We start from the raw sequence: 26,375 nt of genomic DNA on the forward strand, positions 1-26,375 counted from the left end.
GGGTAGGGTTGACCGCGATGAGCCAGCAAGGCCGGAGCGATCGGAGTAGCGCCACGTCCGGGGAGAGCATCGGCCCGTACCGGCTCGCCGAGTTGCTCGGCGAGGGCGGCATGGGGGTAGTGCGCCGGGGAACCGACCCGGCCGGGCGCTCGGTCGCGGTCAAGCTGCTGCGCGGCGGCTCCGACGAGACAGCGCTGCGCCGCCTCGCCCGCGAGGTCGACACCATGCGACGGGTCCGCAGCCCTTACGTCGCGCAGATCGTGGACGCCGACGTCACCCACGACCCGCCCTACATCGTCACCCAGTACGTCGCGGGCAAGACCCTCGAGCAGACGATCGACGACTCCGGGCCGCTGTCGGGCTTCGCCCTCAAGCGGCTGGCCTGGGGCCTTGCCGAGGCCCTGGCGGCGATCCACGCCTCGGGCATCGTGCACCGCGACCTGAAGCCGGGAAACGTGATGTTCGCCGGGAACGGCGACCCGATCCTGATCGACTTCGGCATCGCCCAGCCGGTCGACGCGACCCGGCTGACCTCGGCGGGCATGGTCATCGGCACCCCCGGCTACCTCGCGCCCGAGCTGCTGAGCGGGGAGGACTTCCGCGCCCCCGCCGACGTGCACGCCTGGGCCGGAACGGTGATCTACGCCGCCACCGGGCGGCCGCCGTTCGGGAACGGCACCTTCGAGCAGATCTTCGCCAAGATCATCCAGGGCACGCCCGACCTCGACGGGGTGCCGCCGCCCCTGCTGCCGCTGCTGCGTGGCGCGATGGCGCAGAACCCGGCGGAGCGGCCCACCGCCAAGCACGTCGCGGGCCTGGTCGAGCGGATCGACCTCGAGATGACGATGTTCGACCAGACGCTGCTCGACAACTCGCGCTCGGTCCACCGCCAGCCGCCCACGCCGACCCCGCAGCCGCCGGTGTCTCAGCCGCCGGTGTCGCCGCCGCGCGACATGCGGGAGATCCCGCGCCAGCCGTCGGGCAACGCGCGGATGCCGCAGCCGAGCGACTTCGTCGGCCAGATCCCGCCGGTCGCGCCGCCGCCCGAACCCCCGCAGCCGGACATGTACGACACGCGGCGGTTCACCGGGAGTGACCCGTACGAGCCGTACGACCCGTATGCCACGAGCGACGACCGCCCGTACGCGCCGCCGCCTCCGCCGTCGTCCCTGTACGGCCCGCCTTCGACCCAAGCCGACCAGCAGTGGGGCGGGCAGAACCCGTACGGGTCGAGCCAGCCCTACCAGCAGCCGTACCAGCCGCAGCAGCCCCAGCACGGCCAGCCCCAGCACGGACAGCAGGGCCAGCCGCAGCAGTGGGGCGGCGACCAGGCCGCGGGACGCGCGCCGGAGACCCAGGCCGACCAGGACAGGCCGCGCGCCGAGGAGCCCAAGCCCTTCGGGCTGTACCAGGCGCTCGGCTTCCTGCTGCTGGTCGGGATGCTCGCGCTGGCCTGGGCGGTGCCGGCGACCGCGTTCGTGATCGCGTTCGGGGCGGCGACCCTGCTGCGCGCGGGCGACAAGGCCGCCCAGGGCACCGAGTCGCGCAGGACGCGGCGCGGCGAGCGCGACTCCGACCTCGCGGGGACGCTGCTGCGCACCCCGCTGCACCTGCCGCGCACGCTGATCAGCACCGCGATCATCGCGCTCACCAACCTCGTGCTCGGCATGCTGCTCGCGGCGGTCCTCGTCGGGTTCGGCCAGGGCGGCACGACCTCGGTCGCCGTCGGCGTGGTCCTCGCGGTCTTCCTCCAGTTCTGGGGCATGGGCGGCACCGCCACCCGGCGGCAGCTCGCCAGGATCTGGGGCGGCGTCCTGCCGCGCCGCGAGCCCGCGATGATCGCCGTGCTGTGCGTCGGCGCGGCCGTCGCGGTGCTCGTGCTGATGGTCTACAACGCGGTGCCCGACCCCGGCGCGTTCGGGTCGTTCGCGAACTGGCTCGAGGACGCCCGCAGCACCGTCAGGGGCTGGATCCGGCAGTTCAGCTGAGCGCGGCGAGCCCAGGCGGGGTGCCTCGCGGACCCAAGATCCGCTGGCACTCCGCCGCACGCGTTAGTGTGATCCCCGCCACCGTTACGCGCGAGATCCCCTGCACGGGGCCCCCTCGGTTCCGGGTGCGCGCTACTGGTGAGTAACATCGGGGTACGGTCTGATCGACCCCCGGATCCGAAGGACGTTCGGGCGTTTGGCAGGCTGTAGCCATCGCAGGATTCAGTCAGCCCCAGAGATGAAGTGCAGGGAGGTCGGCCAGCGGCCATGAACATCGTCGTATGCGTGAAGCAGGTTCCCGACACGGAGAGCCCGCGTAAGTTGAAGTCCGATGACAACAACCTCGACCGCGCGGCTGCGGACGGCGTCATCAACGAGCTTGACGAGTACGCCATCGAGGAGGCGCTGACCATCAGGGAGGCCCACGGGGGCGAGGTGACCGTCCTGACCATCGGTCCGGCCAAGGCCACCGAGTCGATCCGCAAGGCGCTCGCCATGGGCGCCGACAAGGCCGTCCACCTGGTCGACGACGCGTTCGTCGGCTCCGACGCCCTGCAGACCTCCTACGCGCTCAAGCAGCTCGTGGAGCGCTCGGGCGCGGACCTGGTCATCCTCGGCTCGGAGTCCACCGACGCCCGCACCGGCGTCCTGGCCGCGATGCTCTCCGAGCGTCTCGGCTGGCCGCAGCTCACCCTCGCCAACAAGGTCGACATCGCCGGCACCGCGGTCACCGTCCAGCGGCAGACCGACACCGGCTTCGACAAGGTCGAGGCGGCGCTGCCCGCGGTCATCTCCGTCGTGGAGAAGATCAACGAGCCGCGTTACCCGAACTTCAAGGGGATCATGGCGGCCAAGAAGAAGCCGGTCGAGTCCCTGTCGGTCGCCGACGCCGGCCTCGACGCCGCCCTCGTCGGCGGCGCGAACGCCTACACCACCGTGGTGGACCACGCCGAGGCGCCCGCGCGCGCCAAGGGCGAGATCGTCAGCGACGAGGGTGACGGCGGCGTGAAGGTCGCCGACTTCCTCGCCAGCAAGAAGTTCGTGTAAGGGGATACAGGGACATGGCAGAGATTCTGGTCCTCGTCGACCACGCCGACGGCGAGGTCAAGAAGGTCACTTTCGAGCTCCTGACCCTCGCCCGCTCGCTGGGTGAGGCGTCGGCGGTCTGGATCGGTCCCGGCTACGAGGCCGCGGCCGACAAGATCGCGCAGTACGGCCCGGCCAAGGTCTACGTGGCCGACGACGCCGAGCTCACCGGCTACGTCGTCGCGCCCAAGGTCGAGACGCTCCAGCAGCTCGCCGCGAACGGCGCGGCGGCGATCCTGGTCCCGGCGACCGCCGAGGGCAAGGAGATCGCGGGCCGCCTCGCGGTCCGGCTCGACTCCGGCGTTCTCACCGACGTGGTGGGCGTGAACGGCGACCTCGTCGCCGAGCACTCCATCTTCGGCGGCGGCGTCATCGCGCACGCCAAGGTCACCAAGGGCACCCCGATCATCGCGGTCCGCCCGAACGCGATCGCGCTCGAGGCCGCGCCCGGCAGCCCGGCCGTCGAGCAGGTCTCGGTGGCCCTGTCGGACGCCGCCAAGGCCGCGAAGATCACCGATCGCGTGGTGCAGGAGAAGGGCGAGCGCCCCGACCTCACCGAAGCCTCGATCGTCGTGTCCGGCGGTCGCGGTGTCGGCGGCGCGGAGAACTTCAAGGTCATCGAGGGGCTCGCGGACTCGCTCGGCGCGGCCGTCGGCGCCTCCCGCGCCGCGACCGACGCCGGCTGGTACCCGCACCAGTTCCAGGTCGGCCAGACCGGCAAGACGGTCTCGCCGCAGCTGTACATCGCCGCCGGCATCTCCGGCGCGATCCAGCACCGCGCGGGCATGCAGACGTCCAAGACGATCATCGCGATCAACAAGGACCCTGAGGCCCCGATCTTCGAGCTCGTCGACTACGGCGTGGTCGGCGACCTGTTCCAGGTCGTCCCGCAGCTCACCGAGGAGATCACCAAGCGCAAGTAGCGCGCGCTGATCCACCGACGCCCCCGGCCCCTTCGGCCGGGGGCGTTCTCCGTGTCCGGGGTCATTTGAGGGTGAGGGTGCCGGTCCAGGTGGGACGGTCGCAGTCCACGCCGCAGTAGTCGATCACCAGGTCGTCGCGTCGCGTGGTGAACCTGATCCGGGAGTCCGCGCACTCGCCGGTCGCCCGCTCGGTCATGACGAGGAAGTCGTCGTCGGCCTCCTCGAACGTCAGGACGCCCTTGCAGCCGTGGCCGGGATAGGAGGTCGTGCCCTCGGTGGTGCCCGCGACGAGCTTCACGGTGATCTTCCAGGGCTTGGCCTTCGCGTCGCCGGTGTCGCGGATCTCGCCCTGCCATGTGCCGCCGAACGCCAGCGGCACCCTCGTCACCTCGGACTGGCCGCGGACGCCGAAGACGAGGGTCACCACGATGATCCCGACGAGCGTCGCGATACAGCCGAGCCCCGAGCGCCGCTGCCGGGGCGGAGGCGGCGGATATGGGCGGGGCGGCGCGCCCCGGTCGTAGGTGGGCGGGATGTGCTGCCGCTGGTAGCGGGGCGGAGGGACGTAGGGCGGCGGATAGGCCGGGGGAGGCCGCTCCGACCAGGCCGACGGGACCGCCTCCTCCCACAGGTCGTCCGCGCGGTCGTAGGTGTCGCGGTCGTAGGAGTCCTGCTCGTAGTAGTCCCAGTCGTCGTCTGGGTCGTCGTTGAGGGGTGCGTCCCAGGGGTCGGCGGAGGGACGGTCGTTCGGGGGCGGCGGGGGAGGGCCCGCGCCGAAGGACGCCTCGGACCACGGGTCGTCGGCGGACTCGGGCGGCTCGGCGGGTTCGTCCGGTTCGGCGGGCGGGGCCGCGCGCCAGCGGTCGTAGGCGGCGCGGTCGGCGGTGAGGACGTGCCGGGCGGCGTTGAGCAGTGTCGTGTGCGCGCGGGCGGCGGGCGAGTCGCCGTTGCGGTCGGGGTGGTGCTCGAAGACGAGGCGGCGGTGCGCGGTCAGGATCTCCTTGTCCGTCGCGTCGGGGGACAGCCCGAGGACGGCGTAGGCGTCGTTGCCTTCGAGCTCGCCGAACGCGTCGGGCATCAAGCGCCCACGCGGCGCACGACGGGTGCCCGGTAGCAGCGCAGCGACCAGTGGGCCGTCGCGTCGGTGTGCCCGACGGGGACGATCTTCGACCCCGCCGCGACGGTCACCTCGCGGGCCCCGGCGAGCACGAAGACGAACACTTCAAGGTGGTGCTCGTAGCCCTCGTAGTACCAGTCGCAGTACGTCACGGCGGACCCGTCGACGAAGGGCGACTGCAGGAGCGTCTGCGCCTTCTCCGGAAGGTTCCCCAGGACCCCGCGCGCCGCCGCCGACAGCCCTGACGGCCCCGCGCCGCCCGCCCCCGGTCCGCCCCCCGATCCGGGCCCTGACGGCCGGGAGGAAGCAGCTGAGGCCGTCGGGCGGTGGTCGACGTCGAGGTGCCGGATCGGCCCCAGATGGTACGACGACAGCGCGTACACCGGCTTGTGCTCGGCGTTCAGCCTCGGCCGGGCGACGCACAGCGCCGACTCGCCGAAGACCGTCGCGCGCGGCCGCCGGTCGGGGTCGGACCCGTCCACGGAGGCGAACCAGGCGACGGTCTGCCCCGCGGTCTGCTCGACCCGCGCCCTGACCTTCGGGCCGAGCGCGCTCCAGCAGTCCTCGCGCAGCATGTCCCCGCCGAGCCCGAGTTGTTCGGCGCGGTGGGTGGGCGGCGCGGCGGGCGACGGCACTGCGGCGTCGCGCGGCCGGACGGCGGGCCGGCGGCCGTCGTCGGGGCCGATCGGGCGCAGGTTCAACGGCCGCCTCCGGGGGGTGAGGTGTCTCGGGGAATCCCGGGTTGAATCTTGTCAAGATCCGCCCGGGGCCGTCCACCCGGAAAGTCAGACCGGCTGGAGGTCGCGTTCGCGGGCGATGTCGGCGGTCGCGCCCGTGGGGACGCGCCGGACGCCGACCACGATCGCGACGGACAGCGCGAGCACGATCGCCAGGCCGGTGTGCACCGAGGTGCCCTCGGCGATCCCGCCGATGACGACGGGGCCGAGCAGCAGCCCGCCGTAGCCCATCGCGCCGACCTGGGCGACCGAGGCGGCGGACTGGCCGGGAGCAGCGGTGCCCGCGAGCGAGATCATCGTCGGGACGATCACGCTGACCATGAGCCCGGTGAGGAAGAATCCGGCGAGCGCGAGCGGCACGTTCGGCGCGAGCAGCACCACGAGCATGCCGAGGAACGTTCCAGCCCCGGCCCCGGTGAGCAGCGCGCGGCTGCCGAGCAGCGTCCGCGCGCGGTCGCCGACGAGCCTGCTGAGCAGCATCGCCGCCTCGAACGCCGGGTAGGCGAGCGCGGCGACGGCCTGGGTCGCGCCGAGGTCGTCGTGCAGGAGCAGCCCGCTCCAGTCGGCGACCGCGCCCTCGGCCATGAACGCCAGGAACGCGATCGCGCCGATCAGGTAGACGACGCCGGGAAGCCGCCCGCGTCCCGCGGCGGTCTCGGCGCTCGCGGGCGGGTCGGGCAGGTACGTGCCGCTGAGCGCGAGGGCCAGCGGCAGCGCCAGGACGCCGACGACCAGCACCGCCGCGCCGAACGACAGGCCGAGCGCGGCGGTCGCCGCGCCGAGCAGCCCGCCGGACATCGCGCCGACGCACCAGCCCGCGTGCATCCGGTTCATCTCAGGACGCCGTGCCGCGCGCTCGACGACGGAGCCCTGCGCGTTCATCGACACGTCGGTGAGGCCGAACGCCATGCCGAACACCGCGACCGCCGCGAGCAGCGCGCCGAAGTTCGGCGCGAGCCCGAGCAGCGCGAACGACACGGCGGTCGCGGGGGTCGAGTAGCGCAGCACCTTCCGGCTCCCGGTGCGCGCGATGAGGGCGCGCAGGCCCTGCATCGCGGCGATCGCGGCGACGCCCCACACCAGCAGGACGAGGCCGACGGTGCCCGCGCCGAGCCCGAACGTGTCCTTCAGCGCGGGCATCCGGGTGACCCACACACCCGAGAGCATTCCGGCGAGAGCGAAGGTCAAGAACGTGCCCCAACGGGCGCGGAACAGCATGATGCACACTCCAAGGGAGAAAAGGGATGGGGATGGGCCCGCGAAAAGCGCGACCGGGATCACCCGGGCGCGCTGGAAGGAAAGGGACGATCGCGGCGGTTAGAGCAGGTCGAGCATCCGTCGTCGCAGGGCCGCGTACTGCTCGGCGGAGTACCCGCCCGGGTCCTGCGCCGAGACCTCCCACAGGCCCTCGGCGGCGAGCCTGACGACCGACGCCGTCACCGGGTCGGGCTCGTCGGCCGGATCGCGGTGGTGCCAGCGGCGCATCGCCTCGGTGAGCGGGGTGCGCTGGTCGGCCGAACAGGCGGCGGCGGTGACCGCGGCCCAGCGGCGCGTGGTGCGCTCGCCCGAGGGGGCGGCGAGGATCGCGAAGCTCGCCTCGACGAACCCGCGCGTGTACGACCCGTCGCGCTCGGCGTACTCGGCGACGAGATCATCGAACTCGGCGATGACCCGGGCGACGAGCGCCTGGATCAGCGCCTCCTTGGTCGGGAAGTGGTAGAGCAGCCCGCCCTTGCTGACCGCGGCGCGCTCGGCGACCGCGTTCAGCGTCAGCGCCTGGCTGCCGTGCTCGCCGAGCACGGCCTCCGCGGCGTCGAGCAGGGCGTCACGTTTCATGCGGTCTACTGTACCGTCCGGACGGTACAGTAGACAAACACGGACTCCCCGGGCGGCGGATAGGATGAGGCGAACTGGAGGAAGGGAAGGCCCCGTTGCTGTACGGAGATAACGCGGCGTACGGAGACCACGCGGCGTATCTCGATCACGCGGCGACCGCGCCCATGCTCCCCGAGGCAGCCGCCGCGATGACCGAGCAGATGGGCCGCGTCGGAAACCCCTCCTCCCTGCACGCCGCGGGCCGCCGGGCCCGTCGGGTCGTCGAGGAGTCGCGCGAGATCATCGCCGAGGCGTTCCAGGCGCGTCCGTCCGAGGTGATCTTCACCAGCGGCGGCACCGAGGCCGACAACCTCGCCGTCAAGGGACTGTTCTGGCGGGGCCGCGAGCTCGGCCGTCGCCGGGTGATCACCAGCTCGATCGAGCACCACGCGGTGCTCGACGCCGTCCACTGGCTCGCCGAGCACGAGGACGCCGAGGTCGTCTACCTCCCCGTCGACGCCCTCGGCCGGGTCGCGCCCGCGGCCCTTGAGGAAGCGCTCACCGACGACACCGCCCTGGTCACCGTCATGTGGGCCAACAATGAGGTGGGCACGGTCCAGCCCGTCGCCGCACTCGCCGCGCCCGCGCGCGCACGCGGGGTGCCGTTCCACTCCGACGCCGTCCAGGCCGCGCCCTTCCTGCCCGTCTCCCTCACCGGGGGACCCGACGCGCTGACCCTCAGCGCGCACAAGCTCGGCGGCCCGCTCGGCGTGGGCGCGCTGCTGCTCGCCAAGGGCGTCGACCCGACGCCGGTGCTGCACGGCGGCGGCCAGGAGCGCGACGTGCGCTCCGGCACCCTCGACACCCCCGCGATCGCCGGATTCGCCGCGGCGGTCCAGACGACCGTCGCGCGGCGCGAGGAGACGGTCCGGCGCGTCGCGGCACTGCGCGACATGCTCGTGGACCTGGTGAAGGCCGAGGTCCCCGACGCGGTCCTGAACGGCGATCCCGTCGAGCGGCTCGCGGGCAACGCGCACTTCTCCTTCCCCGGCTGCGAGGGCGACGCGCTGCTCATGCTGCTCGACGCGCGCGGCGTCGCCTGCTCCACCGGGTCGGCCTGCTCGGCCGGAATCGCCCAGCCCAGCCATGTGCTGCTCGCGATGGGGATGAGCTCCGAGCAGGCGCGCGGCAGCCTGCGGTTCTCCCTCGGCCATGACTCCACCGAGGCCGACGTGCGCGCGCTCGCCGCGGTGATCGGCGCGGTCGTGGAACGGGCTCGCCGCGCCGGACTCACCTGAGCCCGAGCCGCCTTACAGGCGGTAGGGCTGGACCGTGCGCCAGGCCGGGTCCTGCCGGGACTCGACCTTGGCCTTGCCCTCCGGCCACGCCGCGGCGAACTGGTCGAGCTCGGAGATGACGCCGGAGTCGGGGTCGGCGTACAGGTGGAAGACGCGCAGGCCGTCGCCGGTCTCGCGCAGGAACAGCACGGCGCCGTCGAGCTTCTCGATCCGCTCCTGGGCGTCGCGCAGCGCCGCCGACGACGGGGCCACCGGCAGCCGGTCCGGGCCCGAGTGCGCGTACGGCAGGGTGACGCTCACGTGCAGGTCGAACAGCGGGTGGTCCTGCCGGTGCAGCGGGAACCTCACGGTGATCTGGGCGGGATGTCCTCGTGGGGTGCGGCCCTCGCCCTTCAACCACGCCCCCTGCCTAAAAGGCTCCGCGATCTGCTCCACCACGGACGCCAGCAGGTCGGGTGGCAGCGCGTCCATCGGGGGCTCGATCGCGATGGTCACGTCGCCGACCCAGCGGGCCACGTCGTCCTCGCCGAGCGCCCACACCAGGACGGCTCTGGCGACCTGGAGCTGGGTGTGCTCATCGACGAACAGGAAATCCGGGTGGTAGGCGGCGATGTCGACGCGGGCGCGGCCCTGGTCGACGCGCATGCCGAGCCTGACGTACCCCAGGTCGAACTCGTGGTCGCCGAGCGCGAGCTTGGACGACAGTGCCTCGGGGTCGGCCTGGCGGGCGGCGTGGAAGGTCCAGCGGTCGCGCTTCGGCCTGCCCTTGCGCCAGCGCTCGGCCAGGCCGCGCAGCTCATCGACGCCCTGCCCGCTGACGGTGAAGGCCGGCGCGCCGGGGTCGATCTCCCACACCAGGTCGGGGTTGATGCGGTGGACGAGAAGGGTGATCTCCTCGTGCAGGTCGGTGGGCAGGGACTCGCCCGCCGCCGCGATCCGCTCGCGCAGCTCAGGCCACCGCTCCCAGAACTCGGCGATGGCCGCGGCCGCCGGGGAGTTGTCGCGTGAACGCTTGAAGATGCCCATATCGCCGCCCATGTTAAGCCCTTCGGAGGGGCCGTCGCCCGCGCTCGGCCGGTAAAGCGGTGGACGGCGTCGATATCCTTGGAGCACCATGACTCTTCGCGTGCTCGCCGCCATGTCCGGCGGCGTCGACTCCGCCGTCGCCGCGGCAAGGGCCGCCGAGGCCGGCCACGACGTCACCGGCGTCCACATGGCCCTGTCGGCCAATCCGCAGTCCTACCGGACGGGCGCGCGCGGCTGCTGCACCGTCGAGGACTCCCGCGACGCCCGCCGCGCCGCCGACGTGATCGGCATCCCCTTCTACGTGTGGGACATGGCCGAGCGGTTCGCCTCCGACGTGGTCGAGGACTTCGTCGCCGAGTACGCCGCAGGTCGCACCCCGAACCCGTGCCTGCGCTGCAACGAGAAGATCAAGTTCGCGGCACTGCTCGACAGGGCGCTCGCGCTCGGCTTCGACGCGGTCTGCACCGGCCACTACGCGCAGGTGTCCGACGGCGTGCTCAGCCGGGGCGTCGACCCGGGCAAGGACCAGTCGTACGTGCTTGCGGTGTGCACCCGCGAGCAGCTGCGGCACGCGCTGTTCCCGCTCGGCGACACCACCAAGGCCGAGATCAGGGCCGAGGCCGCCAGGCGCGACCTGCTGGTGGCCGACAAGCCGGACAGCCACGACATCTGCTTCATCGCCGACGGCGACACCCGGGGGTTCCTTGCGTCCCGGCTCGGCACGGCCAAGGGCCCGATCGTCGACGAGTCAGGCGAGGTCGTCGGCGAGCACGAGGGCGCGTACGGCTTCACCGTCGGGCAGCGCAAGGGCCTGCGGATCGGCACGCCCGCGCCGGACGGCAAGCCCAGGTACGTGCTGGACATCTCGCCGGTGACCAATACCGTCCGGGTCGGGCCGAAGGAGGCGCTCGACGTCACCGAGATCGTCGCCGACCGGATCGTCGGCCTCGACGGGCCGCTTCCCGAGCTGTGCTCGGTGCAGCTGCGCGCGCACGGCGAGGTGTACGAGTGCGTTCCCACGCTCGCGGACGGCGTGCTGCGGCTGCGGCTGCGGCAGGCCGCGCGCGGCGTCGCGCCGGGCCAGGCGGCGGTGCTGTACGCCGGGGATCTCGTGCTGGGCTCGGCGACGATCGTGGCGGCCTCGCGGGTCGCCGCGGTCTCCTGACCGGGGTCTCCCCGAAGGTGCTGTCTTTCGCGCCGCCCGTCGGCTGACTTGGCGGCGGACCGGGCGGGGGGTGGCGTCCGGTCCGCGTGCGGTGCGGCTCGTGCCTGCGGAGGTCCTCGCTGTGCGGGGATCAGTGCTGCGCGGAATTCGTTGCTGTGCGGGATTCGTGCGGTGCGTGTGCGCGGGGATCGTGCGGTGCGGGATTCGTGCGGTGCGGGGATTCGGGTGTTGTGGGGATTCGGGTGGTTCGGGGCCCGGGGTGCTAGCGGCCCGCGAGGGTGTCGGTCGCCGGGTCTGCGGCGACGCGGGGGCGGGGGGTCTCGCGCGACTTCATCGCGGCGATGAGCGTGATGAACAGCAGGGTGAGCCCATTGGCCGCGATGAGGGCGAGGTCGTCGCTCATCAGGCCGTAGGCGAGCCACAGCACGATGCCAGTGCCGAGCAGCGCCAGGTACGTCCAGGAGATGTCTTCGGTGGAACGGGTGCGCCAGGAGCGCAGCAGCTGGGGGAGCCAGCAGCCCGTGGTCAGTGCTCCGGCGAGCAGTCCAAGGCTCGTCATTGCCCGCAACTCCCTTCATCGGCGTGTCCAGGTTTCGGACCGTTCCAGGAGAGTAACCCGCGTCACATTCACATGTCCGGCATAAGGCAGGATACGGACATGAGAACTCGTGGTTACGGGGCTATTACGGGAGCGGAGGGGTGGCGGGACGGCTCGGCGGTCCTGGGCTTGGAGGTGGCGAAGGTGCCGCCGAGGACGAGGGCTGCCTCGAGCACCGGCATGAGCTTCCCGGCGACCTCGTCGTCCTTGCGGACCCCGTCGGACGTCTGAACGATCGCCCGCACGATGAGATGGCCCTCGACGGCCGCCGCGACGCCGGTCTTGGGGTCGAAGACCGCGTCCTCGCCCACGCCGATCAGCGTGACCCGCTCCTTCTCGACGTAGCCGTAGATCTCCCACAGGTCCAACCCCGTGTCGGCGGAGTAGCGGCTGAGATAGGAGACGACGAGGGACGCGCCCTTGCCCTTCGCGGTCGTGAAGCGCGCCGCGTGCGTCCCGTCCTCGGTGGCCGAACCGCAGGTGGAGGGCTTGCCGCCGAGAGCGTCCGCGACGAGTTCGGCGGGGAGCCCGGCGCAGATGTCGGGCGTCGGCAGGGGAGGGGTGTTGAGCCGTCCGGGGGGCGTGTAGCCGCCGCACGCCTGCACCGGGACGGTCACCAGGACCGCCGCGAGGGCCGCGCGGACGAGGCGGATCGCGGCACGGCGGACCCGGGGGCCTGACCTTGGGACCCTGCCGGGTCGGGGGGCGCGCATGGCGACGCAGGATAGGGCACGGAGGCGGCTCATGGAATGGTGGGCAGAACGGAATGGCGGGCAGAATGGGCGGGTGAGTCTTCCCTGGCACGACGCGAGCGCCACCGGCGTGGGTTCCTATCCCGGAACCGACGCCGCCGAGGTCGCGAAGATCGCCTTCGGCGAGCTTCCGCTGCCGCATCTGCCCGAACTGCCCGACCGCGGACCCGGCGCGGACATGATCGGCAGGTCCGCCGGGCTGCTCGTTGAGCTGCCCGTCCACCTCCAGCCGTCGGGGTGGCGGTTCGCCGACCGTCCCGGCCTCGACCTGCGCCGCGCGCACGACTTCATGAAGTGGGACCTCGACCTGCTCGAAGAGCAGGCGCCGGAGGGACCCGTCAAGATCCAGGTGGCGGGGCCGTGGACCATGGCCGCCTCGATCGAGCTGCGGTCGGGCGCGCGTGCGCTGCGCGACGCGGGCGCGGTACGCGACCTGACCGAGTCCCTGGCCGAGGGGGTGGCCAGGCACGTCGCCGAGGTGCGCCGCCGCCTTCCGCGCGCCGAGGTCCTGCTCCAGGTGGACGAGCCCGCCCTCCCTGCCGTCCTCGCCGGACGTGTCCCGACGCCGAGCGGGTTCCGCACCCTGCGCTCGATCCACCCGCCCGTCGCCGAAGAGGGCCTGCGGACCGTCCTGGAAGCCTCCGACGCGTTCCCGATCGTGCACTGCTGCGCGAAGGACGTCCCGTTCGGGCTGCTGCTCGGGGCGGGGGCCAAGGCCCTGTCCGTCGAGATCTCCGCGATCCCGGCCCGCGACGACGACGTCATCGGCGAGGCCATCGAGGGCGGGATCGGGTTCCTGTTCGGCGTCGTGCCCGGCGTCGACGCGCGGCTGCCCGAGCCCGCGCGGTCGGTCGCGCCGGTCCGCGACCTGTGGCGGCGGCTCGGTTTCCCGCCCGGGGAGATCGCACGCCAGGTCGTGGTGACGCCCACATGCGGCCTGGCCGGGGCTTCGCCCAGATATGTCCGACAAGCCCTGGCGCACTGCGTGCGGGCGGCGCGGAGCCTCGCCGACACCCCGGAGTGACCGGCGGAAACTGTCAGACCCGGGCGGGAAGATAGGGGCGCACGCGCGGCGGGGCCCGACACCCGCCGCACCCGGAGCCGGAGGTTTTGCGGATGGACGCCGAGCAGTACGCCGAGCGGCACGCCGAGCTCTCTCGTGAGCTGCGCGAGGCGAGCTACCAGTACTACATCCTCGCCAACCCCACGCTCAGCGACATCGACTACGACGTGAAGATGCGCGAGATCGAGGACATCGAGCGGATGTTCCCCGAACTCGTCACCCCCGACTCCCCGACGCAGACCGTCGGCACCCCGATCACCACCGAGTTCGCCTCGGTCCCGCACATCGAGCGCATGCAGAGCCTCGACAACGCGATGGACGACGCCGAGCTGTCGGTGTGGGCCGAGCGCCTTGAGGCGTCCCTTGAGGGCGCGCCCGTCGGCGGGTACCTGTGCGAGCTGAAGATCGACGGCCTGGCCATCGCGCTCACCTACGAGAACGGCAGGCTGGTGCGCGGCGTCACCCGGGGCGACGGCGTCGTGGGCGAGGACGTGACCAACAACGTCAAGACGATGCCGTCGGTCCCGCTCGTGCTCGCCGGGGACGACGTGCCCGAGCTCGTGGAGATCCGCGGCGAGGTGTTCATGCCGGTCGAGGTGTTCAAGAAGCTGAACGTCGACCGCGCGGCGGCGGGGGAGGAGCCGTTCCGCAACCCCCGCAACACCGCCGCCGGGGCGCTGCGCCAGAAGGACCCGCGCATCACCGCCCAGCGGCCCCTCACGCTGATCGTGCACGGCTTCGGGGCCTGGCGGGGCGGTCCCGCCGTGCCGGAGAGCCAGAGCGCCGTCTACGAACTGCTGGCGGCCTGGGGCCTGCCCGTCAGCGAGCGGTACCGGGTGGTTCCCGACGTCGCGGAGGTCAAGGAGTACATCGCCTACTACGGCGAGCACAGGCACGAGCCGCCCTATGAGATCGACGGCGTCGTGGTGAAGGTCAACGCGCTGTCGGTGCAGCGGCGGCTGGGGTCCACCAGCCGCGCGCCGCGCTGGGCGATCGCGTTCAAGTACCCGCCCGAGGAGGTGCGCACCAAGCTGCTCGACATCAAGGTCGGCGTCGGACGCACCGGCCGCGTCACCCCGTGGGGGCTGATGGAGCCGGTGTCGGTCGCGGGCTCGACCGTCGAGCGGGCCACCCTGCACAACGCGTTCGAGGTGGTGCGCAAGGGCGTGCTGATCGGCGACACCGTCGTGCTGCGCAAGGCGGGCGACGTCATCCCCGAGATCGTCGGCCCGGTCGCCGAGCTGCGCGACGGCACCGAGCGCGCGTTCGTCATGCCGACGCACTGCCCGGAATGCCACACCGCCCTGGCCTACGCCAAGGAGGGCGACAAGGACATCCGCTGCCCCAACACCCGCACCTGCCCGGGCCAGCTGCGCGAGCGGATCTACTTCATGGGCCGCCGCACGGTCCTCGACATCGAGGCGCTCGGCTACGTCGCGGCGACCGCGCTCACCCAGCCGCTCGAGCCGGTCGACGCGCCCGTCAAGGACGAGGGCGACCTGTTCCACCTGACCGTCGAGAAGCTGCTGCCCATCCGCAGCCTCGTGCTCGACCAGGACTCAGGCACGCCCAAGATCGACCCCAAGACCGGGGAAGACAAGGTCGTCACCTTCTTCGTCAACAAGGACGGCAGCCCGAAGAAGGTCGTGGAGACCCTGTTCGCCGAGCTGGAGAAGGCCAAGACCAAGCCGCTGTGGCGGTTCCTCGTCGCGCTGTCGATCCGGCACGTCGGGCCGCGCGCCGCCCAGGACCTCGCCCGCGAGCTCCGCTCGTTCGACCGGATCTTCAGCGCCACCGAGGAGGAGCTGACGGCGGTCGACGGCGTCGGCCCGACCATCGCCAGGTCGATCATCGAGTGGTGGCAGGTCGACTGGCACCGCGAGATCGTGGACAAGTGGCGGGCGGCGGGCGTCGTCCTGGAGGACGCGACGGCCGAGGACCTGCCGCGTCCCCTGGCGGGCCTGACGATCGTCGTCACCGGCTCGCTCGAGGGGTTCAGCAGGGATTCGGCCAAGGAGGCGATCCAGAACCTGGGCGGCAAGGCGGCGGGCTCTGTGTCGAAGAAGACATCGTTCGTCGTGGTCGGCGAGAACGCGGGCTCCAAGCACGCCAAGGCCCTTGAGCTGGGCGTCCCCATCCTCGACGAGGCCGGTTTCCAGATCCTGATCGATCAGGGGCCGGATGCGGCCAAGGCCGTAACCCTGAACCAGGAGTAACCGGATTTCGGTGGGGAAGGCCCTTAGGCTAGGCGAAAAACCGGCACAAATGCCGATTTCACTATCAATCGGTGAGTAACAGAACGTACGCATCCGGTTTCGTAAAGCTGAGTCAAAGCCGTACTCTCCTCATGAGCACCTGTTTGAACCTCAATCCGGTGTGTCCCTGAGGAAGCTGAATGAAGGACCCGAACAACACGCGGGACACGCGGCCCCGCCTCGGCTCGCCGCTGTGGCTCTACCTGACCGCGGTCACCGCCGCCGGCACCCTGTTGCTGCTGTTCACCCTGCCCCAGCTCACCGGCCACGACCTTGAGACGCTGCTCAACGAGCCGCGCTTCTGGCTGCTCGCCGGGTTCGTGGTCTTCGGCGAGCTGAAACCGATCATCACGCCCGGGTCCAACGAGAACAACGGCGCGTCCACGTCGACCACGTTCACCTTCGCCACCCTGCTGTACGCGGGCCTGCCGATGTCCCTGCTGCTCCAGGGCGTCGCGCTCGTCATCTGCGGGGTCTTCCGACGGCACTCGCCGCACCGGACCGCGTTCAACGTCGCCCAGTACGCGGTCGCGCAGGCCGCCGCGGCCGCCGTCCTGTGGGGGTTCGGGGCGGGCGCGGACCCGGCGCACGTGTGGGTCCCGCAGGGCGACGACCTCGCCGCGGTCATGCTCGCCGGGATGACGTACTTCCTCGTCAACGACGTCCTCGTCGCCGGGGCCGTCGCGCTGCACGAGCGCGTCGGCCTCGTCCGGGTCCTCAGGTTCGACCTCGCCTACCAGGTCCTCGCCCACCTCGCGCTGCTCGGCCTGGCCCCGATCGTCGTGGTGGTCGTGGACCGCTCCCCGGCGTTCGTCCCGCTGATCATCCTGCCGTTCACCGCCGTCTACCTCACCGCGGCCGCCTCCGTCCGACGCGAACACCAGGCGCTGCACGACGGCCTCACCGGGCTGCCCAACCGCAAACTGCTGTTCCTGCGCGCCGAGGAGGCGCTGCTGGCCCGTCAGTTGCGCGAGGCGCGCGGCGACCGGCTGCAGAAGGTCGGGCTGTTCCTCATCGACCTCGACAGGTTCAAGGAGGTCAACGACACCCTCGGCCACCCCACCGGCGACCGGCTCCTGCAGATCATCGCCCACCGGCTCACGCACAGCGTCCGGCCCGGCGACCTCGTCGCGCGGCTCGGTGGGGATGAGTTCGCCGTCCTGCTGCCCTCGGTCCGCGACGTGCACGCCGCCCGCGAGGTCGCCGTCAGGCTCCGCGCCGCCCTCAGCGAACCGGTGCGCCTCGACGGCATGAGCTTCGACCTCGAAGGCAGCGTCGGCATCGCGCTCAGCCCCGACCACGCGCCCGACTTCGAACTGCTCCTGCAACGCGCCGACGTCGCCATGTACGTCGCCAAGGAGTCGCGCGCGGGCGTCGAGATCTACTCACCCGCCAGCGACCGCAACTCGCCCGCCAGGCTCGGCCTGCTCGGCGACCTGCGGCGCGGCATCGACCGGCGCGAACTCGAACTGCACTACCAGCCCAAGGTCCAACTCTCCGACGGCAGGCTGCTCGGCATGGAAGGGCTGCTGCGCTGGCGGCACCCAGAGCGCGGCGTGCTCGGGCCCGAGGAATTCCTGCCGCTCGCCGAGCAGACCTACCTGATGAAGGCGATCACCCACTCGGTCGTGCGCGACGCGCTCGCCCAGGCGCACGCCTGGTGGTCCGACGGGCTCACCGTCCAGGTCAGCGTGAACGTCTCGGGGAGGGACCTCCTTGACGGGCAGCTCGCCGAGACGATCACCGGGGAGCTGATGGCGCGCAGGCTGCCCGCGGACGCGTTCGGGCTTGAGATCACCGAACGCATCCTGATGAACGAGTCGGCTTACGCGTCGGAGACCGTGCGGGCGCTCGCCGAACTGGGGATTCCGCTGAGCCTTGACGACTTCGGGACCGGGTACTCCTCGCTCGTCCGGCTGAAGCGGCTTCCCGTGCGCGAGGTGAAGATCGACGCGTCCTTCGTCAGACGGCTCACCGACTCGGCCGAGGACGCCGTCATCGTCAGGTCGATCATCGACCTCGTCAGGACCCTCGGGCTCAGGTCGGTCGCCGAGGGCGTCGAGGACGCAGAGACCGCCGCGCGCCTGGCGGAGATGGGATGCGACACAGGGCAGGGCTGGCACCTCGGGCGTCCCATGGAACCCGCCGAGGCCACCGAGTGGATGCGCGGACGGCTCCCGCTGTCCCCGGCCGCCGCGCCGCGCTGAGCGCGCGCCGCCGTCGCCGTTCGCGCCGGGCGCGGGGCCCGGTGGCCATAGGATGGGAGGGAATCCCAGTCGATCACTCCGGAACGGCCCTTTCCATGACCATCACCCGTGACGAGGTCGCGCACCTCGCCCGGCTCTCCAGGCTGGCGCTCGGCGACGATGAGCTCGACCACTTCGCCGTCCAGCTCGACGCGATCGTGTCCGCCGTCGCCCGGGTGCAGGAGGTGGCGGCCGAGGACATCCCGCCGACCACCCACGCGCTGCCGCTGACCAACGTCTTCCGCGCCGACGAGGTGCGCCCGTCGCTCAGCGCCGCCGAGGCGCTCTCCGGCGCGCCCGCCGCCGAGTCCTCGCGGTTCCGGGTGCCGCGCATCCTGGAGGAGGACGAATGATCTTCAAGACCGCAGCCGAGCTCGGCGCGCTCATCGCGTCGGGCGAGACGACCGCCGTCGAGGTCGCCCAGGCCCACCTCGAGCGGATCGAGCAGGTCGAGGGCAGGGTCAACGCGTTCCTGCACATCGCCGCCGAGTCCGCGCTGGCGCAGGCCGCCGACGTCGACCGCCGCCGCGCCGCCGGCGAGGAGCTCGGCCCGCTCGCCGGAGTGCCCATCGCGCACAAGGACGTGTTCACCACGCGGGACATGCCCACCACGTGCGCGTCGAAGATCCTCGAAGGCTGGGTGCCGCCGTACGACGCCACGGTCACCGAGCGGCTGCGCGCCGCCGGCCTGGTGATCCTCGGCAAGACCAACATGGACGAGTTCGCGATGGGCTCGTCCACCGAGAACAGCGCCTTCGGCCCCACCCGCAACCCGTGGGACCTCGACCGCGTCCCGGGCGGCTCGTCCGGCGGCTCGTCGGCGGCCGTCGCCGCCTACGAGGCCCCGCTGGCCACCGGCACCGACACGGGCGGCTCCATCCGGCAGCCCGCCGCCGTCACCGGGATCGTGGGGATGAAGCCGACCTATGGCGGATCGTCCCGGTACGGGCTTGTGGCGTTCGCGTCCTCGCTCGACACCCCCGGGCCGTTCGCCCGCAACGTCCTCGACGCGGCGCTGCTGCACGAGGCGTTCTCCGGGTACGACCCGCGCGACTCGACCTCCGTCAACGAGCCGGTCCCCGCGGTCGTGGCCGCCGCCCGGCAGGGCGACGTGGCGGGGCTGCGCGTCGGCGTCGTCAAGGAGTTCGGCGGCGAGGGCTACCAGCCGGGCGTGCTCAACCGGTTCAACGAGACAGTCGAGCTGCTCGAATCGCTGGGCGCGAAGGTCGTCGAGGTCTCCTGCCCGGCGTTCACGTACGCGCTGGCGTCCTACTACCTGATCGCGCCGTCGGAGGCGTCGTCCAACCTCGCGCGCTTCGACGCGATGCGCTACGGCCTGCGCGTCGGCGACGACGGCACCCGCTCGGCCGAGGAGGTCATGGCCCTCACCCGCGCCGCCGGGTTCGGCCCCGAGGTCAAGCGCCGCATCATCCTGGGCACCTACGCCCTGTCGTCCGGCTACTACGACGCCTACTACGGCAAGGCCCAGCAGGTCCGCACCCTCATCACGCGCGACTTCGACGCGGCCTTCGCCCAGGTGGACGTCCTCATCTCCCCGACGACGCCCACCACCGCCTTCCCCATCGGGGAGCGCGCCGACGACCCCATGGCCATGTACCTGGCCGACCTGTGCACCATCCCGTCCAACATGGCGGGCAACGCCGCGATCTCCATCCCCTGCGGCCTCGCCGACGAGGACGACCTCCCCGTCGGCCTCCAGATCATGGCCCCCACCCTCGCCGACGACCGCTGCTACCGCGTAGCCGCCGCCATCGAGTCCGCCCTGGAGTCCCGCTGGAAGTCCCCCCTCCTGACCAAGGCCCCAGCCCTCTAGGCCCGCGAAGGGGGGACGTCAAATGATCACCAACATCAAGATCAACGGCTTCAAGTCCTTCCTGGACTTCACCCTCGACGTCCCCCCCTTCCTGGCCCTCATCGGCCCCAACGCCTCCGGCAAATCCAACCTCTTCGACGCCCTGACCCTCATGGCCGACGCCGTCGAGTTCGGCCCCCAACGCGCCCTCACCAGGCACGGACGGGGCTCCGCGCTCGACATGTTCCACAGGTTCAACGACGGCACCACCGTCGACCAGGTGTCGATCACGGTCACGATGCTCGCCGCCGAGCCGGGGGACGACGGCCCGGTGCCGATGACATGCCGGCTCGTGCTGGAGAAGTCCGACGGCGAACCGTTCGTCAGCGTGTGCGACCTGTCGAGTCACGCCCCGGACGCCGCCGCGGACGTCCCGGGACTCGCGCACGCGTCCGACGCGTTCATGGCGAGCCTCCTGGTGCTCATCCCCGAGCCCAGGGACGGACGCGTGGTCGTGGAGACCACGACATCCCTGCTCGACCGGAACCCAGATCCGGACCTGATCCACCAGGCCAGGGCAGAGGCCCGGTCATGGCGTCCGTATGTGCTCGAGCCGCATCTGATGCGGCTGCCGGTGCCCGCGCCCGATCATGATCCGCTTGCGCTGAACGGCCGGAACCTTGCGGCGGTGCTGCACCGCCTGGAGGAGGACGACGTCCTCTGGAAGCTGAGAGCCGACCTCATCGCCCTGATCCCGGGTCTGCGCGACATCAAGCCGCTGCTCGACCAGCGCCGTCAGGAGTACGACTTCGACGCGGTCCTCGCCGACACCGGCTCGGTGCTGCCCAGGGTCCTGTCGGACGGCACGCTGCGCGCGCTCGGCCTGCTCGCCGTCTCGCATGACGCCCGCTCCCCGGGGGTCATGGTGGTCGAGGAGGTGGAGAACGGATTCCATCCGGGCAGGCTCGCCGAACTGGTCCGCAGGCTCACCAGGGATCTTGTCGACCCGTCGGCCGACGCGCCGATCACGAGCCTGCGGCAGGTCATCGTGACGTCGCACTCGCCGGTCCTGGTCTCGGCCCTGTGGGCGGAGACCCGGGACAGCCTGCGCTTCACCGACATGGTGACGCGCATCGACGGCGCCAAGCACCGCGCCTCACGGGTGACCCGCGTCCTCCCGATCCTGGACGGCGGCGAGCGAGGCGCCGCCGCGACCCCCTTCGACGTCCGCCGCTTCCTGGGCACGGTCCGCCCGGAGGACCGATGAGCCGACCCTTGGAGCCGGGACTCGTGGCCGAGGGCGTCTCCGATGTGGACTTCCTCGTCCCGGTGATAGACAGGTTCCTGAACCGGTTGCTGACGGCGCGGAGCGGCACGTTCGTCGACCTCAGGCCGACTCTGGCGTCGGAGTGCGTGAAGAAGCACGGCAAGGAGCGGTTTGTTGAGGCGGCGCGGAGCCTTGGCCAGGTCTGCGACCTTGTCTTCGTGCACGCGGACCACCATGAGCGACGTGAGGCGGAGGCGCTGCGGGAACTCCTGGCGTGCCCGACCGTCGTCCTCGTGCCGAAGCGCGAGACGGAGACCTGGATGCTCGCCGACCCGCGTGCCTTCCGGGGCATCCGGGGAGCCGACGTGTCGCTCCTGCCGAAGGTCGCGGATCTGGAGCGGGAGCCCGCGCCCAAGATCCTGCTGGCCAGGGTGCTGCGGGCTGCCGGAGTCAGGCGGCCCACCGACTATTTTGAGATGCTCGGCGACGAGATCGACCTGGCAGCGCTGAACCGGGTGCCCGCCTTCGCGCGGTGGGCCGCGGAGACCGAGAGAGCTTTGAAAGGACTGAAGTATCTGTGAGTACGTTGGTTCCGTTTGGTGAGGCGCTGAGCAGGTACTCGCCGGTGTTGGGGATTGAGACGCATATTGAGTTGGGGACCGCGTCGAAGATGTTCTGTGGGTGTGCGACGGGGTTCGGGGCGGGGGCGAACTCGCAGGTGTGCCCGGTGTGTCTTGGGCTGCCGGGGGCGTTGCCCGTGGTGAATGAGCGGGCGATCGAGTTCGCGATTCGGATCGGGCTCGCGCTGAACTGTGACATCGCCGAGTGGTGTCGGTTCGCGCGGAAGAACTACTTCTATCCGGATATGCCGAAGGACTTCCAGATCTCGCAGTACGACGAGCCGATCTGCTTCGACGGGTACCTGGACGTCGAGGTCGAGGGGGAGACGTACCGGATCGGGATCGAGCGGGCGCACCTGGAGGAGGACACCGGCAAGTCGACGCACGTCGGCGGGGCGACCGGGCGGATCCACGGGGCCGACCACTCGCTGGTCGACTACAACCGGTCGGGCATCCCGCTGATCGAGATCGTCACCAAGCCGATCGAGGCGACGGAGGAGAAGGCCCCGCTCGTCGCGCGGGCCTACGCCACCGAGCTGCGTGAGCTGGTGCGGGCGCTTGGCGCGTCGGACGTGCGCATGGAGGAGGGCTCCATGCGGTGCGACGTGAACGTGTCGCTCATGCCGAAGGGCGCGGCCGAGTGGGGCACCCGGACCGAGACCAAGAACGTCAACTCGCTGCGCAGCGTGGAGCGTTCGGTCAGGTTCGAGATCGAGCGGCAGGCCGGGGTCCTCGACGCCGGGGGCAAGATCGTCCAGGAGACCCGCCACTTCCACGAGAACGACGGGTCCACCAGCCCCGGCCGGTCCAAGGAGGAGGCGCAGGACTACCGCTACTTCCCCGAGCCGGACCTGGTGCCGGTGGCCCCGTCGCGGGCGTGGGTCGAGGAGATCCGCGCGACGCTGCCCGAGCTGCCCGCCGCCCGGCGCGTCAGGGTGAAGGCGGCCTGGTCGCTGAGCGACGAGGAGCTGCGTGACGTGATCAACGCGGGCGCGCTCGACCTCATCGAGGAGACGATCGCCGAGGGCGCGTCGCCGGCCGCCGCGCGCAAGTGGTGGATGAACGAGCTTTCGCGGACCGCGACGGCCCAGGGCGTCGAGCTGTCGGCGCTGCCGATCACCTCGGGCCAGGTCGCGCGCATCCAGGCGCTGGTGGACGCCGGTGAGCTGAACGACAAGCTCGCCCGCAAGGTGTTCGAGGGCGTCCTTGCCGGTGAGGGCTCGCCCGACGAGGTCGTCGCGGCGCGCGGTCTGAAGGTGGTCAGCGACGAGGGCGCGCTGCTCGCCCTGGTCGACCAGGTGATCGCCGAGAACGCCGACGCCGCGCAGAAGGTCCGCGACGGCAAGGTCGCGGCGGCGGGCGCGCTGGTCGGCGCGATCATGAAGGCGAGCCGGGGCCAGGCCGACGCAGGCCGCGCCCGTGAACTGATCCTCGAGCGGCTCGGCCAGTCCTGACCCGCGGACGTGACCCGCGACACACGGTGACGGCCGCGCGCCCATGCGGCGGACGGCCGTCACCCCGCGGTGATCACGCTGTGTCCCCATGGGGTCAATCGGCTGTCTTCCCGATCACAAAACGGCAAGCGGGGGCGGCGGCTGCCCAGCCGCGATTACTCGCCGTGAGATTCTGTCGCCGGATGGGCACTCACCCTCAATCGGTCCGTGACCTACGGAACGTAGATTGATGGGCACGGTGCCGACACGGGTCGGCGCTCGGACAGGCAGCGCCGCCTACCGCCCATGCCACGCCGCGTACGGCGAGCCGCGCGAACCAGGAGCACGAACGACGATGACTGGCGAGGATTCGCCGCGCCGACTGCCGGCGCAGGCGCTGCCGCTGACCATCGTCTTCGGCCTGGGCGGTCTGTACGCGATCGGGGCGCTGCTCGGCTGGACCAGTGACTGGTTCGCGGCGGGCGCGGGCGCGGCCGCGTGCGGCAGCCTCCTGTACGCCGCCTGGCACAAGCCGGGGGACACCGCCTCGTGGCGCTGGTTCGGCGCGGCGGCGGGGTTGTGGGGCGTGAGCGCGATCGTGCGCGCGGTGTCCCAGCTCGTCCTTCCCGGCCAGGCGATGTCGCTTTCGCTCGCCGATCTGTTCGGCGTCGCGGCGATCGTCGCGTTCGCCGCGGGTTTTGTGGTTCCGACGCGATTGCCGCGTTCGCCCAGACAGTGGCTGAGACATGGCGCTGATTCGTATGTGTGCGCGGTCGCCCTATTTGTCCTGGGTTGGGATGCGATCTTCGGGAACCTCTTCCGGCTGTCGGGGGAGTCCCCCGTCCAGTTCCTTCTGGAACTCGTCTTCCCGCTGCTGGACATCGCGCTGCTGTGCGCGCTGCTTCCGTTCGTGCTCGGCGCGGCCCGCAGGCAGCGTCCGACGGCCGTCATCGCCTACCTCGCGCTGCTCGCCCTCGCCGCCGGCGACGTGATCAACACGGCGGTCCGGCTGGAGAACGGCGGCTCGGTGATCGGCGACGTGTTCCGCTTCGGCGGCCTGCTGCTGCTCGGCGCGGCCCCCTGGATCGGCGCGCGCTCCCGCAGGGGCGGCGGCCGCGGCAGGATGGTCGGCCCCGGGATCGCGCCCGCGCTGCTGGCCGGGGCCGCCGCGATGTTCGTCGCCGGGCACACCCTGACGGGGAGCCGCCCGGTCGAGCCGGTCGTGCTGATCGTCGCGGGGACCGCCCTGCTCGTCCTCATCGCCAGGCTGACGGACCTGCTGCGCGAGAACGACAGGCTGAAGTCGGAGATCAGGGCGGGCGAGGAGCACTTCAGGGCGCTCGCCGAGAGCGTCGAGGACCTCGTGCTGATCTGCGACGAGCCCGGCACCGTCCAGTACGTCAACGCGGGCGAGCAGTGGACGACCGGGCACGCGCTGCCGGATCTGCTGGGCCGCCCGCTGACCGAGCTGCTGCACTCCGAGGACGTCGCCGACGTCGTCGCCGCGCTGAACCGCTGCGACGAGGGCGCGCGTGAGCCGCTGCGCCTTGCCTGCCGCCTGCGCACCGAGGACGGCACCTGGCTCCCCACCGAATCCACCTTCTCCCGGTATGCCCCGGGACGTGTGCTGATCACCGTCCGGGACCTGTCGGAGGAGGCCGCGCTCAAGCGCCAGGTCGACCACCTGACCTTCCATGACGGCCTCACCGGCCTGCCCAACCGCGCCTACCTGGAGGAGCGGACCCGTCAGGTGCTGGCCAGGCGCGGCCCGGTCAGCGCGGTGATCTTCGTCGACCTCGACGGTTTCACCGCCGTCAACGACTCGGCCGGGCACGCCGCCGGAGACCAGGTGCTCGCCCAGGCCGCCCGACGCCTGCGCGCGGCGGTCCCCGCCGACGACACTGTCGCGCGCTGGGGCGGCGACGAGTTCGCCGTCCTGGTGGAGACCGCCGCCGAACCCCAGGCCGTGGTCGACCTCGCCGAACGCCTCCTGCGCGTCCTGTCGGCCGAGCCCTACCGGGTCGGCGAGCGCGGCATCGCCCTGACGGCCGGCGTGGGCGTCGCCTTCGCCGACGGCGACCTCGCCTCCACCACCGAGGCGCACAGCCTTGACGAGACGGGCTCGGCCTCCCTGATCCGCAACGGCGACCTCGCCATGACCAGGGCCAAGGAGCTGGGCGGCGGACGCGTCGAGGTGTTCGCGACCCAGATGCACGCCGCGGTCGTGCGCAGGATGGAGCTGAGCAGCGACCTCCAGCGCGCGCTTGCCGACGAGGAGTTCGAGGTCGCCTTCCAGCCGGTCATGGACCTCGCCGACGGCCGCGTCACCGGCGTCGAGGCGCTGGCCCGCTGGCGCAGGGACGGCCGCCAGGTGCCGCCCGAGGAGTTCCTTGACGCCGCCGAGGAGTCCGGCCTGATCGTCCCGCTCGGCTCGTGGATTCTGCGTGAGGCGTGCGGCCAGGCCGCGCGCTGGCGGGCCGAGGGCTGGGAGATCGGCCTTTCGGTGAACTTCACCGCGCGCCAGATCTCCGCGCCCAAGTTCGCCGCGACCGTCGCCGCCGCGCTCACCGAGACCGGCCTCCCGCCGCACGCCCTCACCCTCGAGGTCAAGGAGGAGGTCCTTGTCGAGCAGATCCAGGGCGGCGACCAGCACGGCGAACGCCTGTCGGCCCTGCGCGACCTCGGCGTCCGCCTGGCGATCGACGACTTCGGCACCGGCTACGCCTCCCTCGCCTTCCTCGGCCAGCTCCCCGTCGACGTCATCAAGATCGACCCGTCGTTCACCGCGGGCCTCGACGGCGACGAGACCCGCACCCTCCTCACCCGGACGATCATCAGGCTCGGGTCGGAGCTCGGCCTGACCGTCGTCGCCGAGGGCGTCGAGAGCGCCGCGCAGCAGGAGGCGCTGCGGCTGATGGGCTGCCACCGCGGCCAGGGATACCACCTGGCCAGGCCCATGTCCGCGGCCCGGATCGACGCCGAGATCAGGCCCGGCGTCGTGCCGATGCCCGGCGTCCAGGCCGGCTGATCGAGCGCCTTCTATCTCACCTCCTGAGATATCTGCAACATGGATTTGACCTGGAGGTGTCACATCGGCAAAAGTAGACGTGTGCAGAACAGCTTCCGCATCCTCGTAGTACTTGGCAGGCGCGCGGCCTGAGCCAAGCTCCCGG

The 26,375-nt window shown here is 71.7% G+C and carries 21 protein-coding genes; 14 read left to right on the forward strand and 7 right to left on the reverse strand.

Annotated elements, in window-relative coordinates; translation table 11 throughout:
• Positions 1-17: 17 nt before the first annotated feature.
• From R9X44_RS04380 to R9X44_RS04390, 3 genes are all read left to right on the forward strand, one after another.
• Positions 18-1,988 carry a bifunctional serine/threonine protein kinase/MFS transporter gene (locus R9X44_RS04380; protein ID WP_319812634.1) on the forward strand — a complete coding sequence of 657 codons (1,971 nt, stop codon included), beginning with the start codon at positions 18-20 and terminating at the stop codon, positions 1,986-1,988.
• A 267-nt stretch (positions 1,989-2,255) separates the two neighbouring features.
• On the forward strand, positions 2,256-3,035 hold the full coding sequence (locus R9X44_RS04385) for an electron transfer flavoprotein subunit beta/FixA family protein (RefSeq protein ID WP_319812635.1): 780 nt from the start codon (positions 2,256-2,258) through the stop codon (positions 3,033-3,035).
• Positions 3,036-3,049: 14 nt separating this feature from the next.
• Positions 3,050-3,997, forward strand: a complete 948-nt coding sequence (locus R9X44_RS04390) for an electron transfer flavoprotein subunit alpha/FixB family protein (RefSeq protein ID WP_319812636.1) — start codon at positions 3,050-3,052, stop codon at positions 3,995-3,997.
• A gap of 61 nt (positions 3,998-4,058) precedes the next feature.
• Here R9X44_RS04390 and R9X44_RS04395 read toward each other — a convergent pair whose 3' ends face one another.
• The 4 genes from R9X44_RS04395 to R9X44_RS04410 all read right to left on the reverse strand — a co-directional run bounded on the left by R9X44_RS04395 (position 4,059) and on the right by R9X44_RS04410 (position 7,687).
• Positions 4,059-5,075, reverse strand: coding sequence for a J domain-containing protein (locus tag R9X44_RS04395; RefSeq protein WP_319812637.1), 1,017 nt, complete (start codon positions 5,073-5,075; stop codon positions 4,059-4,061).
• A complete protein-coding gene (locus R9X44_RS04400; RefSeq protein WP_319812638.1) occupies positions 5,075-5,815 on the reverse strand; it encodes a hypothetical protein in 741 nt (246 codons plus the stop codon). Before R9X44_RS04400 ends, R9X44_RS04395 begins: the two co-directional genes overlap by 1 nt.
• Positions 5,816-5,899: 84 nt before the next feature.
• Entirely contained in the window at positions 5,900-7,039 is a 1,140-nt protein-coding gene (locus R9X44_RS04405; protein ID WP_319812639.1) for an MFS transporter, read from the reverse strand.
• 129 nt (positions 7,040-7,168) lie between these two features.
• Positions 7,169-7,687: a TetR/AcrR family transcriptional regulator gene (locus R9X44_RS04410; RefSeq protein WP_319812640.1), complete on the reverse strand. Its 519-nt coding sequence runs from the start codon at positions 7,685-7,687 to the stop codon at positions 7,169-7,171.
• 95 nt (positions 7,688-7,782) lie between these two features.
• Between R9X44_RS04410 and R9X44_RS04415 the strand changes: the two genes are divergently transcribed.
• Positions 7,783-8,964 carry a cysteine desulfurase family protein gene (locus tag R9X44_RS04415; RefSeq protein ID WP_319812641.1) on the forward strand — a complete coding sequence of 394 codons (1,182 nt, stop codon included), beginning with the start codon at positions 7,783-7,785 and terminating at the stop codon, positions 8,962-8,964.
• A gap of 12 nt (positions 8,965-8,976) precedes the next feature.
• On the opposite strand, the gene R9X44_RS04420 is transcribed toward R9X44_RS04415, so the two are convergent.
• Positions 8,977-9,990: a DUF695 domain-containing protein gene (locus R9X44_RS04420; protein ID WP_319812642.1), complete on the reverse strand. Its 1,014-nt coding sequence runs from the start codon at positions 9,988-9,990 to the stop codon at positions 8,977-8,979.
• 88 nt (positions 9,991-10,078) lie between these two features.
• Here R9X44_RS04420 and mnmA point away from each other — a divergent pair, with 88 nt between their 5' ends.
• A complete protein-coding gene (gene mnmA, locus R9X44_RS04425; RefSeq protein WP_319812643.1) occupies positions 10,079-11,155 on the forward strand; it encodes a tRNA 2-thiouridine(34) synthase MnmA in 1,077 nt (358 codons plus the stop codon).
• Between the two features lie 262 nt (positions 11,156-11,417).
• Here the strand turns inward: mnmA and R9X44_RS04430 are convergent, their stop codons facing one another.
• Positions 11,418-11,714, reverse strand: coding sequence for a SemiSWEET transporter (locus R9X44_RS04430; RefSeq protein ID WP_319812644.1), 297 nt, complete (start codon positions 11,712-11,714; stop codon positions 11,418-11,420).
• Positions 11,715-11,827: 113 nt separating this feature from the next.
• Positions 11,828-12,466: a hypothetical protein gene (locus tag R9X44_RS04435; protein WP_319812645.1), complete on the reverse strand. Its 639-nt coding sequence runs from the start codon at positions 12,464-12,466 to the stop codon at positions 11,828-11,830.
• A 31-nt stretch (positions 12,467-12,497) separates the two neighbouring features.
• Here R9X44_RS04435 and R9X44_RS04440 point away from each other — a divergent pair, with 31 nt between their 5' ends.
• The 9 genes from R9X44_RS04440 to R9X44_RS04480 all read left to right on the forward strand — a co-directional run bounded on the left by R9X44_RS04440 (position 12,498) and on the right by R9X44_RS04480 (position 26,230).
• A complete protein-coding gene (locus R9X44_RS04440; RefSeq protein WP_413774898.1) occupies positions 12,498-13,529 on the forward strand; it encodes a methionine synthase in 1,032 nt (343 codons plus the stop codon).
• A gap of 92 nt (positions 13,530-13,621) precedes the next feature.
• Positions 13,622-15,784, forward strand: a complete 2,163-nt coding sequence (gene ligA / locus R9X44_RS04445) for an NAD-dependent DNA ligase LigA (RefSeq protein WP_319812647.1) — start codon at positions 13,622-13,624, stop codon at positions 15,782-15,784.
• Between the two features lie 179 nt (positions 15,785-15,963).
• A complete protein-coding gene (locus R9X44_RS04450; RefSeq protein ID WP_319812648.1) occupies positions 15,964-18,030 on the forward strand; it encodes a bifunctional diguanylate cyclase/phosphodiesterase in 2,067 nt (688 codons plus the stop codon).
• 95 nt (positions 18,031-18,125) lie between these two features.
• A complete protein-coding gene (gene gatC, locus R9X44_RS04455) occupies positions 18,126-18,422 on the forward strand; it encodes an Asp-tRNA(Asn)/Glu-tRNA(Gln) amidotransferase subunit GatC (RefSeq protein WP_319812649.1) in 297 nt (98 codons plus the stop codon).
• Complete coding sequence (gene gatA, locus R9X44_RS04460; protein ID WP_319812650.1) at positions 18,419-19,903, forward strand: Asp-tRNA(Asn)/Glu-tRNA(Gln) amidotransferase subunit GatA; 1,485 nt, start codon at positions 18,419-18,421, stop codon at positions 19,901-19,903. The genes gatC and gatA overlap by 4 nt, the downstream gene beginning before the upstream one ends.
• Before the next feature lie 22 nt (positions 19,904-19,925).
• Positions 19,926-21,149 carry an AAA family ATPase gene (locus tag R9X44_RS04465; protein WP_319812651.1) on the forward strand — a complete coding sequence of 408 codons (1,224 nt, stop codon included), beginning with the start codon at positions 19,926-19,928 and terminating at the stop codon, positions 21,147-21,149.
• Positions 21,146-21,730, forward strand: a complete 585-nt coding sequence (locus tag R9X44_RS04470) for a DUF4276 family protein (protein ID WP_319812652.1) — start codon at positions 21,146-21,148, stop codon at positions 21,728-21,730. Before R9X44_RS04465 ends, R9X44_RS04470 begins: the two co-directional genes overlap by 4 nt.
• Positions 21,727-23,223 (forward strand): Asp-tRNA(Asn)/Glu-tRNA(Gln) amidotransferase subunit GatB, encoded by a 1,497-nt coding sequence (gene gatB / locus R9X44_RS04475; RefSeq protein WP_319812653.1) that lies wholly within the window; start codon positions 21,727-21,729, stop codon positions 23,221-23,223. The genes R9X44_RS04470 and gatB overlap by 4 nt, the downstream gene beginning before the upstream one ends.
• Positions 23,224-23,557: 334 nt before the next feature.
• Positions 23,558-26,230: a putative bifunctional diguanylate cyclase/phosphodiesterase gene (locus R9X44_RS04480; RefSeq protein WP_319812654.1), complete on the forward strand. Its 2,673-nt coding sequence runs from the start codon at positions 23,558-23,560 to the stop codon at positions 26,228-26,230.
• Positions 26,231-26,375 lie beyond the last annotated feature (145 nt).

The organism is Actinocorallia sp. A-T 12471 (assembly GCF_033875155.1).
In the GTDB taxonomy this organism is placed as follows: domain Bacteria; phylum Actinomycetota; class Actinomycetes; order Streptosporangiales; family Streptosporangiaceae; genus Actinocorallia.